Below are 15,271 nucleotides of genomic sequence, written 5' to 3'. Positions count from 1 at the left end.
AGGTCATGAATCAGCTTTTCGAGCCAGTAGTCTTTGACCGCAAGGAAATCGTCTGGGACTACCGTATACGGTCGGAACACGTTTTCAAAGGCTATTACCATTGGCATCAATGCTGCGAAATTGTTTTCGTACACGAAGGGCAGGGCAGCATCGTCCTTAACCGGCAGGCTTACGATATCAAGCGCGGCATGTTTTTCTTTTTTCAGCCTTTTCAGCTGCACCGCATCCACGCCGTAGTCAGTCCGCAAACGCCATATGTCCGCTCGATCTTCTATGTAGATCCGAATCTTATAGAACGGCAGCTGCGCCCCTTTCCGAAGAAGCGCGCCCTGTTCGCGGCTTTGTGGCAGGGAAGCGACCGTAACAATGCCTTCGATCTGTCCCCGATCGTAGAACAAATGGAATGGATTTATTGCTCCTACGACCGCAATAACCGGAAGGGCTTGCCCGACAGCGAAGACATCGCCTTGCTGCTGCTGCAAATTTTAAATGCGGTGGATATGGCGCACCCCGGCGCGGAAGAGAAATTCAATCAGGAGGCGGCGCGCAGAACTCCCCGCTACTCGGAGACGATCATGCGCTGGATCGAAGCGCATTACCAAGAGGAGGTGAGCCTGGAGCGGTTAGCGCAAGAAACGCATCTGTCCACCAGCTACATCTCCAGAGTGTTTCGCCATGAAACGGGCAGCAGCATTACGGATTATTTGACGGCCAGACGCATGAAACAAGCTTGCCGGCTGCTGGAGACGACGGGCCTGGCGGTCGAGGAAATCGGCATACGCATCGGCATTCCGAATGTGTCTTACTTTATTCAGCTGTTCAAACGGGTAGTCGGAACGACCCCGCTCAAATATAGAAACAGGTAGTGGCGCAAACGACAAAGACAGGACGAATGCTTTTTTCGCCCTGTCTTTGTCTATGATGCTGCTATTTGTTCATCTGGTTATACTTGACCAGCAATTTCGTACTATTTTCCGCTGCTGCATTGAACGCTTCTTGCGGGGATTTTTTGCCGTTCAGCACTTCCTCGATCGCATTTGCAACGAACTGCCGCTGCTCCTGGAACACGCCGATGGCGGCTCCCTGGGTGGCGAAGTTCGATTTGGACTGGTGCAGCTGATCGACAGCCGTTTTGAATTGCGGATATTTCTCAAGATTGTCTTTCACAATTTGCTCATCGTACGCCTTCTTCGTGATCGGGAAATAACCGCTGCTAACGTGCCACAGGGCTTGAACTTTAGGCGTCGACAAATATTGGATAAAGTTCCATGCGGCGTCCTGCTCTTCCTGCGGTTTGTTGCTCATGATCCAGTTGCTCGCCCCGCCAATGACGACCCCGCCTTCGCTAGAGGCGCTTTCCGGCACCGGTAAAAAGCCGGTTCCGACTTCGAACTTGCCTTTGGCCGAATCGACGATTCCGCGCAGCGCGCCTGTCGAGTTCATCATCATGGCCGTTTGTCCGGCCAAAAACGCCTTTTTCGCGTCATCGCCCGATCTTCCGAAATTGATCGCAATTTTGTCGTCGGCCATCGTCTTCCACCAGGTCATCGTTTTAAGGCCCGCTTCTTTATTCAAATACGATTCGGTCGCAGGCGCCGTACGTCCGTTGTTGTTGTTGACGTACTCCGCCCCTTGCTTGGCAAAGGACTGCTCCATAAACCACGGCTCGATATACAGACTGAAGCCTGTAACGCCCCCTGAGGTAAGCGTCTTGGCCGCTTTGATGACTTCTTCATACGTCTGCGGAGGCTTTTGCGGGTCCAGCCCTGCCGCTTTAAACAAATCTTTATTGTAGTACAAAATGGCATTCGAGGTGTTGAACGGCATGGAATACAGTTTGTTGTTGACCGTGTAATAGTTCAGAATATGTTCTTCGAACTGGGCCGTGTCGAACTTGTCGCGGTCGATAAAAGTTTGCATCGGCGTAATGGCTTTGGAATCGATCATGAAACGGGTGCTGACGTCGTTGCTCATGACCATCGTAGGTCCGCTTTTCGAATCCATGGATGCTTTCAATTTGTTCAGCGACTCGTCATAGGTGCCTTGGAACTGTGTTTTCACGATGACTTTCGATTGGGAGGCGTTATAGTCGCTGACGATTTGATCGAGCGCCTTGCCGAGCTCTCCCCCCATCGAATGCCACCAAACGATTGTGACCGGAGCTTTGCTTGCCTGGGCGGCCTGGGAGGCGGAAGCCGCAGCCGATGCCGGCTGTCCGTCCGGGGATGAAGGCTTGGCTGCGCTGCCGCACCCCTGTACGAGCAGCATCGCTGCGACGCTTGCAACTGAGATAGACGCTTTCCAATTTGTGCGGTTCATAAATGTTCGGTCTCCTTTGTATTGCCGTTATGATTGGGACGATATCTATGTTAAACCGGTGTCGGATCGACCCGGATATTGTAGCGGCGCTACCCTTTGAGCGACCCCAGCGTAATATTGCCGACAAGCTGCTTCAGCCCAAGCGCCAGCAGCACGAGCGGAGGCAGCATCATGAGCGTCACACCGGCCAACACCAGATTCCATGAGGTAAAATCTTCAAATTGCAGCATGTTCACGCCGATTTGCACCGTCCGCATGCTCTGATCGTTCGTAATCAACAGCGGCCACAAATACATGTTCCACGCTCCGATGAAGCTGTATAAGGCCAATGTCGCAAAAGCGGAACGCGATAGCGGCAGCACGATGCTGCTAAAAATGCGGACATGCCCGTATCCGTCCATTTTGGCCGCTTCAAAAATTTCCCGGGGCAGCTGCATGAAAAACTGCCGCAGCAAAAACGTGCCGAATCCGGTCGACAGAAAAGGTACGATCAGGCCTGAATACGAATCGATCCATCCCCAGCTGCGTATCGTCAGGAAGTTGGGGATCATCGTGACTTCCCACGGAATCATCATCGTGGCCAAAAACAGCGAGAAAATAAACGGTTTGCCCGGAAACCGGACGAACGCAAAAGCATAAGCCGCCAAACTGGCCGTAAGCAAATGGCCTCCCGTAATCGCGAAGGAAACGATGAAGCTGTTCAGCGTAAACCTCGCAACGGGAACGAGCGACAGCACTGTTTTGAAGTTCTCCAGGTACAAACTTGACGGCCAAAGAACCGGCGGTAAGGAATCCATCTCCGCAGGAGTCAGCAATGACGCGGAAAAAGCATAATACACAGGATAAAGGATCACTATCGCTATGAAGCCCAGCAAAACCAATAAAGCCGAATGCTGCCAAGTTTTTTTCATGAATAATGGACTCTCCTTTCCGCCGCCCGGAACTGAATGACCGTGAGCAGCAAAAGGATCAGAAATAATACGATCGCTTGCGCGCTTCCCGTATCGAAACGGTAATTGACGAACGCTTCCTGGTACAAATCGTAGACAACGACATTTGTCGCATTCATCGGCCCGCCTTTTGTCAGCATGGAGATTTGCCCGAAGCTTTGCAGGGCGCCGATAACGGAAATGATAGTTATAAAAAATAAAGTCGGGGACAGCAGCGGCAGCGTAATTTTGAAAACCGAGGATAATGGGCCGGCCCCGTCGATTTTGGCGCTCTCGTACACTTCTTCAGGTATCCCTTTGACCCCGCTCAAAATGACCAAATACGTGAACCCGATATTCAGCCAAACCGTCATGATCGAAACGGACAGCATCGCGAACGCCGGATCGGTCAACCATCCGACCGGAGACACGCCGGCAAAACCCAGGAAATAATTGAGCATCCCTGCGGAAGGATGGAATAAAATTTTCCAAATGACGGAAGCTATGCCGACCGGCATCGCAATGGAAATCGAAAAGATGAATTGAAAAATGAGATTGATTTTGCTCTTTTTATGCGTCACGATCGCCAGAAACACGGAGATGATGATGCACGCCGGTATCGTCATCAGCGCAAACACGAATGAACGCTGCAAGCTTTCGTAAAAATGCCCGGAAGTGAGCAGCTCGGCATAATTGGAAAGCCCGGCAAACCCCGTAATTTTCCCGCGCAAATCCGTATGGTGCACGCTTAAATAGACCGACATCAAAAACGGATAAAACATAAAGACGCCGAATCCCAGCAGGGAGGGAAGCAAAAACCCGTATCCGACCGCCGCTTCCCTCATTTTGTAATCACGTTTAATCAAATCGCGCAAGCCTCCCTGAACATTATGCTTTTTCCGCTATTTGCCCGGCCCGTTTAAAAATGCGAACAGCTCGTCCGGCAAATCGGTTTGAATCATATTGACGCCGCGTTCGATATGCCAGCCCCAACCTAGCGACTTATTCGTAAGCGAAAGTTCATCGGCGTGCCCGCCGCATAACGAATCCCACATCGTATTGGTCCAAATTCTGCCGGACCCCTGCAAACGCCGGATCGTCTCCGCCGCAATAATGATGCTGTCGTCCTGCTCAAACAGCAGCTCGAAAGCCCGTGGTTTGATTCGCGCCAGCAGATCATCCAAGTGCCCGAGCAAATGCTGATTGGATTCATCGATAATTTGCATATATTCCGGGCGCTCCGCTTTGTTTTCGAGAAACTCCCCGACTTCTTCGATCTCTGCCGTGCTTTTGAACAACCCCTGCTTCACCGTTCCGGTCTCCATCAAAACCCGATAAACCTCTTCGCGCACGTTCCAGCATTTATCCAAATTGATCATAATTTTATCTTTTGCCAACAGCATGGCCTCGGCCAGCGTAGGAATCGTTTCGTCAGTCAGCATGGCATTCCGTTCGCCTTGACCCTCCTTGAGACGAAGCGCCCGAAGCTCGTTAAAAGTGAGGTCGCTGATCCGGCCGGAGCCGTTCGTCATGCGGTCGACCGTTTCGTCATGCATCAGGATAAGGCAGCCGTCTTTCGTTGGCTGCACATCAATTTCGACCATATCTATTCCTGCATCGATCGAATGTTGTATGGCTTTCAAGGAGTTTTCAGGCGCCTGCCTCCAATTCCCCCTGTGCGCCACAATCATGGTCCTGCCGCTGCAATCCAGGAAATCGGAATAAATGTTTTCAAAAATCGTTTGATTAGCTTGTTTGCCTTGTTTGCGGTTCAATTGCTTCAGCCTCTATTCTGTGTCTGTTTTTAGGGTAAGTAGTTCGAAAATGACAAAAAATAGCTTGATTAAAGTAAAATTATTATCTTTAATATAGTGTTTAATTTACTATAGTATTGTAAAATCTAATCATCGATTATATTAATGTTTTGTGAATACGAATGGTCTTAACACTTCCCGCTTCCCATTTATAGGAATATTGATTATAATGAGTTGATATGAAGTAAAATTATCACTAAAATTTTTAGGAGTTTGATGTACATGGCAACAATTAAAGATATCGCCCAGCTAGCCAATGTTTCGGCAACTACCGTATCGCGGGTGCTGAATAACGATCAGTCTCTGAGCGTTTCCGATAAAACCCGGAGCAAAGTGCTGGAAGCCGCCAGGCAGTTGGATTACAAAACCGTCGTGGAACGGTACGCCAAAAAATATTACCGGCTCGCTCTCATATACAAACCGAGCATCTTCTACAGCCATCTGGAAAATGATTTTCATTTCTCGATCCGCAACGGCATCGATAAAATTTGCCTGCAGTACGAAATCGACATCGTCAACGTATTCAATGTGTCCAACACGTCTTTTGAAAATTTGCACGGCGCCATCATTCAGGGAAATTACACCAATGAAGAAATCAGGGAAATGACGGCCGGGCTTCAAGCAAAGCACGTTCTGATTGTCGGCAGATGCCCGGACGACAACAAATACGACTGCGTCTGGTTCGATGCGAGGCGGGCCGTTTACTCGGCGCTGAACTATTTAACGGGGCTCGGGCACCGCGACATCGGCTTTATGGGATGCTACGAAAGCCCGGATCTCGACATGGAGGATCGAAGAGATCAAATTTTTCTTCGCTATATGTCGAAGTTTTCGGAGAATGCGGCTTCGCGGGTATATGTAGGGGAACACGGCCTTAAAAACGGCTACAAATTAATGGAGCGCGCCTTTCATGACGGACCGCTGCCGTCAGCCTTTTTCATTGCGAACGATCCTACGGCGCTCGGGGCGTTGGAATTTTTGAAGGAGCACAACATTTCGGTTCCCGAAACACTCAGCATCGTCAGTTTCGACGGCCATCACATGACGCAATATACGACCCCGGCGATGTCGACGGTGCAAATACCGACGGAATACATGGGCAAAGTTGCCGTACAGACGATCATCGAAAAAATCGAGGAAACCCGCAGTTTGACCAAAAGGGTGCTCGTTCCGACGGAATTGTGCATCCGCGACAGCTGTAAAGCTTACAAGTAATGTATGGCTTTGCCCGGGAAGCTTCGTTTGCCGGAACATGCAAAACGCGCCGTACGCAAGCCCCTCTTCGGAGGAGCCGGCATACGACGCGGCCATTCTTTTGCTATTTATAGCACCGTTGAAAGACGCATCGGTTTGTTGTTGCGGCAAGGGCGGTTTTGGCTATAAGAAAGGGAACTATTGACTGAGTTTAACTAGTTTTTGCGAAAAAAAACATGCAGTGTGTTCGGATCAAGAACCGGATCTGAAGGAACCGGAAACCCACGCGCCGGAGCCGGTCGCCAATCTGCCTGGTTGCGCGAAGAAAACCTGCAAAAGTGCAGTTTTTGCTCGATGGATACGCCGACTACGACAAATTCCTGCAAATGTGCAGGCTTTTCGCTGCGAACATGGGTTCAGATTCAATTTTGCGGAAAATTCCTGCACAATCGCAGGTTTTTCGCCAAAATGAACCATTTACATGGAAAAAACCTGCATTTTTGCAGGTTTTACGTTGCCAAGCCGACTTGTCCCCCCACTTCAGCTCCACAACCTATGAAGGAGAGACGTGGTCCACTTCAGCTCCACCCCCGTGCAGAGATATTTCAAAAGAGCTCGGCTATCGCAATCACCCCTCCGGCAAATGGGGCAGGAAGCGGTAGCCGATGCCAGGCTCGGTTTCGATAAACTTCGGCCGCGTTGGATCTTCTTCCAGTTTCTTCCTCAGATGACCGATGTAGATGCGCAAATAGTGGCTATCCGATTCATGATGATGCCCGCCCCATACTTGCTGGAGCAGCTGCCGCTGCGTGACGACTTTGCCTGCGTTGGAGGCGAGTGCTTTCAGAAGATCGTATTCCGTCGGCGTCAGCTTTACCCGGCTGCCGTCCAGCTCTACTAACCGCTGGGCCAGATCGATCACCAGATTGCCGAATTGCAAAATCGGCTCGTTCGCCGTTTTCGCCACGTGCCGCAGCGCTACGCGGATTCTGGCGACAAGCTCCCCCATGCCGAACGGCTTGGTGACATAATCGTCGGCTCCGCTGTCCAGCGCGGCGATTTTATCTTCTTCACGGTCTTTCGCCGTAAGCACGATAATCGGTATCCGCGACCATTCGCGGATTCGGTGCAGCACCTCCATCCCGGACATGCCCGGCAGCCCGAGATCCAGCACGACGAGGTCCGGATGCACGATGCTCGCCTGATATACGCCGTCTTCTCCCGATGCCGATTCATGAATCTCAAAGTTGTGGGCTTGCAGGGTCACTTTTAGCAGCTTCCGGATTTGGGGCTCGTCATCAATGATTAATATGCGTGCTCCATTAGTCGTTGTCATGATGTTCATTGTCCCCTTCCGGCATTGGTCTATGAAAAAAACGATGATCTCCCTTGGGCAAAACAATCGTAATGACAGTGCCTTTGTCTACATTCGGTTCCGCGGCGATCGTTCCTCCGTGGGCTTCGACGATGCCTTTGCAAATGGCAAGCCCCAAGCCTGTTCCGGGTACGTGCCTTGTCGCGACCGCGCGATAAAATTTATCAAAAATCCGCTCGCGGTCGGCAGCCGCAATCCCCGCCCCCGAATCGGCCACGGCCATCGTTACGCGGTGCTCGTCCTGCCCGACGGTGATGACGATTTCGCTGTAATCCGGCGAATATTTGATCGCATTGCTGACTACGTTCACCAGCACCTGCTCCAGCAGCACTTCATCGCCCAGCAGGAACGGGGCGGGCTCCGGCAGCATGACGCGGATTTTGCGGTGCTGCTGAAAATCTTTCACCTGCGCCAGAACGACGCCGATGATGTCCTCGGCATCGCACCACTTTTTGCGCAGCCGGAGCATGCCGCTTTCCAGCTTCACCATGCCGAGCAGGTTCGTGACCAGCCGGTTCATCCGCAAAGCGCCGTCCCTGATCGTCGCCAGCAGATCGAGCCGGTCCTCCGGCGAAAAAATGCGATCGCCTTCGATCAGGCCGGTCGCCGATCCGATGATCGTCGCCAGAGGCGTGCGCAGCTCATGGGATACGGAATCGAGCAGCGCCGTTCTGATTCTCTCCGATTCGGCGGTCAAATGGGCAAGCTTGGCCTCCTCGCCCAATTTCACGCGGGCGATGGCGCTTGCGGCCAAGCCTCCGATCGCTTCCAACAGCCGCACATTTTCCGGCGCGGCGCCTGCATCCTGGCCCTCCATATCGAGATTGACGGCCAATACGCCGTAAACCCGATCTTCCGTGCGCAGAGGAACGTATAAGCCTGGGGATTCCCTGAGCGTGTTGGACCCCCTTCCGGCCATTTCGCCATGCTCATATACCCACTTCGCTATTGCCATTTCCGATTCTCCCCTCCCCCAGTCCGAAGGGCCGGGAGAATAGACGGTCACCGCCAGCTCGTCTTTGCTGTCCGGCAAAAAAATCGCGACTTGCGTATGGATCGTATCGGACACTTGGCGGGAAACGTTCTCCAAGAGCGAATTCAAATCCGTTATCGCCGTCATTTGCCGGCTGATCGCATACAGGGAGGCCGTCGTCGCCTCCCTTTGCTTGGCAAAATTCAGCTGCTGTCTTAGCCGGGCGGCGAGACTGGCTGTCAGCGCGGCGACGGCCATATACACGGCAAAGGAAAGCACATAGCGCAAATCCGCGACCGTAAAGCTGAGAAAAGGCGGGACAAAAAAGAAATCGAAAGCAAGCACGCCCGCGCTGGCCGCGTAGATAGAAGGTCCGAGTCCCCAATATACCGCGCTAAAAAGAACGGGCAGCAAATACATCAACGCAATATTGACCGTGTCAAACGATTGCTCGAAAATGCCCAGGATAACGGTTAAAAGGATAACGGCAAAAGTAACCCATGCATAAGGCTTCCAACCGAAAATGCGCGGCGGGCGGGCCGCGCCTTCTTTGTCCGGGGACCCTTTCGGCTTCCCCGGTATGACGTGGATGCTGATCCCGCCGCTGCCCCGGATCACTTGCTCCACAACGGAACTGCGGAACCATTCCACGATGCGGGAACGGTTCGGCTTGCCGATAATGATCTGCTTCACATTGCGGGCGCGCGCCAAAGACAGCAGCTCTTGGGCGACATCGCTGCCTGTAACGGACATCACCTCGGCGCCCAATTGTTCGGCCAGCTGCAAGTTGCGCGCAAGCTGGTCGTGCTGCCCTTCGCCGCCCGGCATCCCTCGCGGCGTCTGCACGTAGACGGCTATCCAGTCCGCTTTGAGACTGGCGGCCATTTGCCGCCCCGTCCGGATAAGCTGATAGGAGAAGGGGCTTGCGCTTACGCAAACCATCACCTTCTCCGCAACGGGCCAGGGGCCTGCAATATCCTTGGCGTGCATATACCGCTCAAGCTGGCTGTCCAGCCGCTGGGCGGCATAGCGGAACGCCATTTCGCGCAGCGCGTTGATGTTCCCGATGCGGAAAAACCGCTGCAGCTCGGCTTGCTTTTTGCCGCCATGAAACAGCCGCTCCATTCGCCCGATCCACTCGTCCGTCGGTATATCGACCAACTGAATTTGGTCCGCCCGCTCCAGAAAAGTATCAGGCACCGTTTCGGCGACTTCGCTTCCGATAATCCGGGTCACCGTATCGTTCAAGCTTTCCACATGCTGGATGTTGAGCGTAGTGTAGACGTCTATTCCTTGCGAAAGAACGGCCTCCACGTCCAAATAACGCTTGGGCTTCAAAGCACCCGGCGCATTCGCATGTTCGAGGCGGTCGATGAGCACCAGCCCCGGACGTCTCCTTATAATTTCTTCCGTATCCATTTCCCGGGCAATGCGGCCCCGGTACTCAACGGCGCGGGGCGTTACGCGCGGAAACATCTCCCGGGAGAGCAGCTGCTGCGTTTCCGGGTAATCCCCGGCGTCCACCCACCCGAGCAGAACGTCTGTCCCTTTGTCTCTTTGCCGTTTGGCTGCCGCAAGCATCGCGTATGTTTTGCCCGCACCGGGAGCGGCGCCCAGAAATAAAGTTAATTTCCCTCTTTCATTGCGTGAGGAATCGATCCTGATCACACCCTGTGCACACTCGTATATTCAACTGTTCCATTCCATTATAATGCGATATTGGGATCAAAATCAGCTACAATTAAAATATCCCTATGTCTGGAAAAACGAATCAGCCGCTTCACAACGGAGCCTCGCCGCAGCTCTTCCCGCCAAGAAAGCTTCGATTGGCCGATCACCAATTGCGTCGCTTCCGCCTCATCCGCTTTCGCTGATAAAACTTTGGCGATATCCCCCGGCGTATCGCTTTCATGAACCGCAAACTTGCCGCCCAGTCTGACCGTCAGCCTCTCCATGGCTTCCAGCCTCTGCTTCAGCTCATCGGTAACGGCGCCGCCGGCCTGGACGTAATTGACGTACCATGGGGCCTTCAGCCGATAAGCGGTGCGGAAGCCGCGCCGAATTAACCGTTCGGCATGCGGCGTGCTGTTCACGCACACGAATATCACTTCTTTTCTTCTCCACGGGCCGCGGAGCGAGCTTTTTCGTTCCAGCGATTCCAGCCTTTCGTCGACATCGTCGGCGATTTCGCGCAGCGCAAGCTCGCGCAAGGCGATGAGATTTCCCGTTTTAAAAAAGTGATGCAGCGCCTGCTCGATTTTGGCCGCGGCATATATTTTCCCCTCGCGCATGCGCTGCTGCAGCGCTTCCGGGGCGACATCGATCAACTGCACTTCATCGGCCATTTGCAAAATGCTGTCCGGCACCGTTTCCCTGACGCGGATGCCGGTTATTTGCTCCACAGCATCGTTCAAGCTTTCCAAATGCTGCACATTCACAGTCGTAATAACGGATATTCCCGCATCCAAAATTTCCAGAACATCTTCATATCTTTTTTTGTTTTTGCTCCCGGGGACGTTCGTATGCGCGAGTTCGTCGACCAGCACGACCTCAGGACAGGCGCGAATGATCGCCTGCGTATCCATCTCCTCCAGCGTTACGCCCTGGTACACCGTGCGCTGCCGCGGGATGACCGGCAAATTCCCGGTCTGGGCGATCGTCTCTTTGCGGTTGTGCGTTTCCAGCAGGCCGATTCGCACATCGATGCCTTTTTTCAGATGGTCGTTGCCCTCGCGGAGCATCATATACGTTTTCCCTACGCCGGGCGCGGCTCCGATATACACTTTGAACTTGCCGCGCTTGATTTTGCCGATTTTTTCGGCGACCTCCTGCTCGCTTAGCCGGCGGTATTTGTGCTGTTCTTTGGCGGCTACGATTTTGGCCGGAAGAATCCGTTCGCCTTCATGCTCCGCGCGGTCGGCTACCAGAAAGACGTCGATATTTTTTACAATTTTCAAAAGCGCGTTGACGACGGAACCCTGCCAAAACTCCTGCCATCTCGTATGCTTCGTATGGCCCATCACGATGCGCGTGACATGATGACGGGCCGCGTATTGAACGATCGTTTTGGGAATGCGACGGCGATTTTGAAAAGGATGCTCCGCGAACTCGCCGCCGACTTTTTCCACGAGCTTGATCATATTTCTGCGAAAAGTGGCCGCTTCTTTCGATAACGGCTTTTTAAAATCGCGGAACGTGATCACCGCCAGATCGCCGTTCAACCTTTTGGCCACTTGCTGGCCCCTGCGGACGTAAATCGAGCCGTTCCAATGATACTGCGTGGACACCAGAATGCGCTCGGCGGCTCCGGACGGGCCCAGAAGCCCCATTTCTTCCCGGTGCTCCTTCAGGGACTCGTTCACATCCTCGGCGACCAACCGCAGGGCAAGCTCCCGCAAAACGCCCAAATTGCCGCGCTCAAAAACCGGCGCATCCTTGTTTATTTTCAGATGCCCCTCGGCAAGCCGGTTCAGAACCGTTTCGGGCGTAACATCGATGAGCCTTACTTCGTCGGCAAGCTCCAGCGTGTCCGCGGGAACGGTATGCTCGACCTCGATCCCCGTCAGCTTTTGGGCAAGCTCGGTGTACCCCTCCAATTCATACACGTTAACCGTCGTGATCACGCTAATGTCATGGGCGAGCAAAAACTTGATGTCGTCCAGCCTGGTCGGAAAACGGGCTTCCGGACGGTTCCGGTGGGCCAGCCCGTCAACGAGCACGACTTCGGGATTTCGCGTGAGTAAGGCATCCAGATTTAAATCTTTCATTTCGGTATCATGGCGGAACCAATGCAGGCTGGAAACCCTCTCCAGATCGCCCAGCTGCTCCACGGTCTCGGGCCTTTGCAGCGTTGAAACCGCGCAAATGACGACGTCGATCCCCTGCTGCCTGAGCGTATGTCCTTCGCGCAGCATATGATACGTCTTCCCGGAACCGCTGACAGGACCGATATAAATTTTTAAAGTGCCGCGGTGGAGCTTGGAAATTGAGTGCAAAATTTCTTCCGGCGTCTTTCTTTTAAAGCTTTCCACTGCCTATCAGCTCCATGTTCAATTCCGTTACGTTCACGCGCGGTTCGCCGAAAATGCCAAGCTGCCGGGCTTTCGTATGGGCGTCGATCATTTGATACAGCTGCCGGCTGCCGATTCCCGTTTCCCGGCTGATTCTCGGAACTTGCGCCCTCGCCGCTTCCGGGGACAGATCCGGGTCGAACCCGGAGCCGGAAGCCGTGACCAGATCGGCGGGGACGCTTTGCATATCCGGGTTCTCTTTTTTCACATCGCCGATTTGACCGGCGACGCCTTTTACATAATCGTCGGAGGCGACCGCCACATTCGAACCGGCGGAAGCGGCAGGATCGTATTTGGCGTTCGACGCTCTGGGGTGAAAAAGCTTCGGCGACTCAAAATTTTGCGCCAACAGCTCCGAACCGACCGTTACGCCTCCCGATTCGATCAAACTGCCGTCAGCCTGCTTGGGGAATAGCGCTTGAGCGACCCCGGTCGTAACCAGGGGATAAATGAGTCCGCAAATAAGCATCAGCACTACGGATACGCGGATCGCAGTCCATATCGTTTTCATATTCATATCTCCTAATTTATGTTTTTAGACGATGTGCAGCCCGGAAAGCACCAGATCAATCGCTTTAATGCCGATGAACGGAACGATCACGCCGCCGACGCCGTAGATGAGAACGTTGCGCGCAAGCAGTCTATCCGCTGTCATCGCGCGGTATTTCACGCCTTTCATCGCAATCGGGATGAGCAGCGGGATAATGACGGCGTTGAAAATCAATGCCGATAAAATGGCCGACTGCGGCGAGGCCAAATGCATGATGTTCAGCGCCGCGAGCTGCGGCATCGCCAAAATGAACATAGCGGGAATGATCGCAAAATATTTGGCGATATCGTTGGCGATGGAAAAGGTCGTGAGTGCGCCGCGCGTAATCAGCAACTGTTTGCCGATGGAAACGACGGACAGCAGCTTCGTCGGATCGGAATCCAGATCGATCATATTGGCGGCCTCTTTGGCGGCCATCGTGCCGGAGTTCATCGCGAGCCCGACATCCGCCTGCGCAAGAGCCGGGGCGTCGTTCGTGCCGTCGCCGGTCATGGCGACAAGCTTGCCCTCCATCTGCTCTTTTTTGATCGCAGCGATTTTATCCTCCGGCTTCGCTTCGGCGATGAAATCGTCCACGCCCGCCTCCAGCGCGATCGTGGCCGCGGTAAGCGGATTATCGCCCGTGCACATAATCGTCTTGATCCCCATCGCCCGAAGCTCCGCGAACCGGTCTTTCAACCCGGGCTTTACCGTATCTTTCAGGTAAATCACGCCATAGATGCGCTCGCCGACCGCTACGGCCAGCGGCGTGCCCCCGGCCTTCGCGATGCGGCTCGCGATCTCTTCCAGGTCGGCGGGAATCCCGCCGCCTTGGGCCAGCACATGCTTCCTGATCGCATCGACCGCGCCTTTGCGGATTTGCGCGCCGCCGGCCAGGTTAAGGCCGGACATCCGCGTCTCCGCCGTAAACTCGACGGCTTCGGCGCCGGCATATTCGCTTTCGGCCCACGATTCTCCGAGCTTGCCGGCAAGCTCCACGACGGAACGCCCTTCAGGCGTTTCATCCTTGACGGAAGCTTTCAAAGCGGCCAAGGTCATTTCTTTGGACGATACGCCCTTGACGGGCACGAACTCCGCGGCCATCCGGTTTCCGTAAGTGATCGTCCCTGTTTTGTCCAGGATCAGCGTATCGATATCACCGGCCGCCTCAACCGCTTTGCCGGACATCGCCAGCACGTTGAACTGCGTAACCCGGTCCATCCCCGCGATGCCGATCGCGGACAGCAGCCCGCCGATCGTCGTCGGAATCAGACAAACGAGCAGGGCGATCAAAGTCGCCAGATCCAATTGAATGTTCAAGTACTGCGCCATGGGAACCATCGTCATAATAACAATAAGGAAGATGAGCGTTAATACGGCAAGCAGCGTCGTTAAAGCGATCTCGTTCGGCGTTTTTTGCCGTTTGGCGCCTTCGACGAGGGAAATCATCCGGTCCAAAAAAGATTCGCCGGGGTCGGTCATCACTTTCACGACGATATAGTCCGAAGCGACTCGGGTTCCCCCGGTAACGGAAGAAAAGTCCCCGCCCGCTTCTTTAATGACCGGCGCGGATTCCCCGGTTATCGCCGATTCGTCGATGGAGGCGAGCCCTTCGACGATTTCGCCGTCCGTAGGAATGATTTCGCCGGCATCGACGCGGACGATGTCTCCTTTTTTCAATTGAGTGGACGATACTTGCTTATAAGAGCCGTCTTTTTGCACGAGCTTCGCCATCGTCTCGGCTTTCGTTTTGCGCAGCGTATCGGCTTGCGCCTTGCCGCGGCCTTCCGCCAGCGCTTCGGCGAAATTGGCGAACAGCACCGTGAACAGCAGGATGAAAAATACGGCGATATTGTAGCCCCGGCCTGCATTTGAAGCGACAAAAAGATCCGGCTTGACCGACAGCAGCAAAGTGATGAAAGTTCCTACTTCTACAATAAACATCACCGGATTTTTAATCATTGTTGCGGGATTGAGCTTTTTAAAAGCATCGATGATCGCCTGTGAGACGATCTCTTTCGTTAATGTTTTTTTACGTGCAGCAGCCATATGGATCCTCCCTCTTCTC

General features: G+C 53.7%; 11 protein-coding genes. 2 read left to right on the top strand and 9 right to left on the bottom strand.

What is annotated here, in order from left to right; genetic code table 11:
- The first annotated feature begins 5 nt into the window (after window positions 1–5).
- Window positions 6–866 carry a helix-turn-helix domain-containing protein gene (locus AC0LWT_RS04255; RefSeq protein WP_474679971.1) on the top strand — a complete coding sequence of 287 codons (861 nt, stop codon included), beginning with the start codon at window positions 6–8 and terminating at the stop codon, window positions 864–866.
- A gap of 61 nt (window positions 867–927) precedes the next feature.
- On the opposite strand, the gene AC0LWT_RS04250 is transcribed toward AC0LWT_RS04255, so the two are convergent.
- From AC0LWT_RS04250 to AC0LWT_RS04235, 4 genes are all read right to left on the bottom strand, one after another.
- Window positions 928–2,319, bottom strand: a complete 1,392-nt coding sequence (locus AC0LWT_RS04250; protein ID WP_474679970.1) for an ABC transporter substrate-binding protein — start codon at window positions 2,317–2,319, stop codon at window positions 928–930.
- Between the two features lie 89 nt (window positions 2,320–2,408).
- Window positions 2,409–3,230, bottom strand: coding sequence for a carbohydrate ABC transporter permease (locus tag AC0LWT_RS04245; protein ID WP_474679969.1), 822 nt, complete (start codon window positions 3,228–3,230; stop codon window positions 2,409–2,411).
- On the bottom strand, window positions 3,227–4,114 hold the full coding sequence (locus AC0LWT_RS04240) for a carbohydrate ABC transporter permease (RefSeq protein ID WP_474679968.1): 888 nt from the start codon (window positions 4,112–4,114) through the stop codon (window positions 3,227–3,229). The genes AC0LWT_RS04245 and AC0LWT_RS04240 overlap by 4 nt, the downstream gene beginning before the upstream one ends.
- A gap of 36 nt (window positions 4,115–4,150) precedes the next feature.
- Window positions 4,151–5,023: a glycerophosphodiester phosphodiesterase family protein gene (locus tag AC0LWT_RS04235; protein WP_474679967.1), complete on the bottom strand. Its 873-nt coding sequence runs from the start codon at window positions 5,021–5,023 to the stop codon at window positions 4,151–4,153.
- Between the two features lie 261 nt (window positions 5,024–5,284).
- Here AC0LWT_RS04235 and AC0LWT_RS04230 point away from each other — a divergent pair, with 261 nt between their 5' ends.
- The gene (locus tag AC0LWT_RS04230) at window positions 5,285–6,277 is read left to right on the top strand and encodes a LacI family DNA-binding transcriptional regulator (protein WP_474679966.1); all 993 of its coding nucleotides are present in this window, start codon (window positions 5,285–5,287) and stop codon (window positions 6,275–6,277) included.
- A gap of 607 nt (window positions 6,278–6,884) precedes the next feature.
- Here the strand turns inward: AC0LWT_RS04230 and AC0LWT_RS04225 are convergent.
- Genes AC0LWT_RS04225 through kdpB form a run of 5 tightly spaced genes read right to left on the bottom strand, consistent with a single transcriptional unit; the run spans window position 6,885 to window position 15,252 of the window.
- On the bottom strand, window positions 6,885–7,592 hold the full coding sequence (locus tag AC0LWT_RS04225; protein WP_474679965.1) for a response regulator: 708 nt from the start codon (window positions 7,590–7,592) through the stop codon (window positions 6,885–6,887).
- Window positions 7,579–10,272, bottom strand: a complete 2,694-nt coding sequence (locus AC0LWT_RS04220) for an ATP-binding protein (protein WP_474679964.1) — start codon at window positions 10,270–10,272, stop codon at window positions 7,579–7,581. Before AC0LWT_RS04220 ends, AC0LWT_RS04225 begins: the two co-directional genes overlap by 14 nt.
- 38 nt (window positions 10,273–10,310) lie before the next feature.
- Window positions 10,311–12,635 (bottom strand): histidine kinase, encoded by a 2,325-nt coding sequence (locus AC0LWT_RS04215; protein ID WP_474679963.1) that lies wholly within the window; start codon window positions 12,633–12,635, stop codon window positions 10,311–10,313.
- On the bottom strand, window positions 12,622–13,185 hold the full coding sequence (gene kdpC / locus AC0LWT_RS04210; protein WP_474679962.1) for a potassium-transporting ATPase subunit KdpC: 564 nt from the start codon (window positions 13,183–13,185) through the stop codon (window positions 12,622–12,624). Before kdpC ends, AC0LWT_RS04215 begins: the two co-directional genes overlap by 14 nt.
- A gap of 24 nt (window positions 13,186–13,209) precedes the next feature.
- Window positions 13,210–15,252: a potassium-transporting ATPase subunit KdpB gene (gene kdpB, locus AC0LWT_RS04205; RefSeq protein ID WP_474679961.1), complete on the bottom strand. Its 2,043-nt coding sequence runs from the start codon at window positions 15,250–15,252 to the stop codon at window positions 13,210–13,212.
- Window positions 15,253–15,271: the final 19 nt, after the last annotated feature.

It is taken from the genome of Paenibacillus sp. sgz302164, assembly GCF_056120505.1.
The sequence above is the reverse complement of the archived record's forward strand: the minus strand, read 5'-3'. Positions and strand labels throughout refer to the sequence as shown.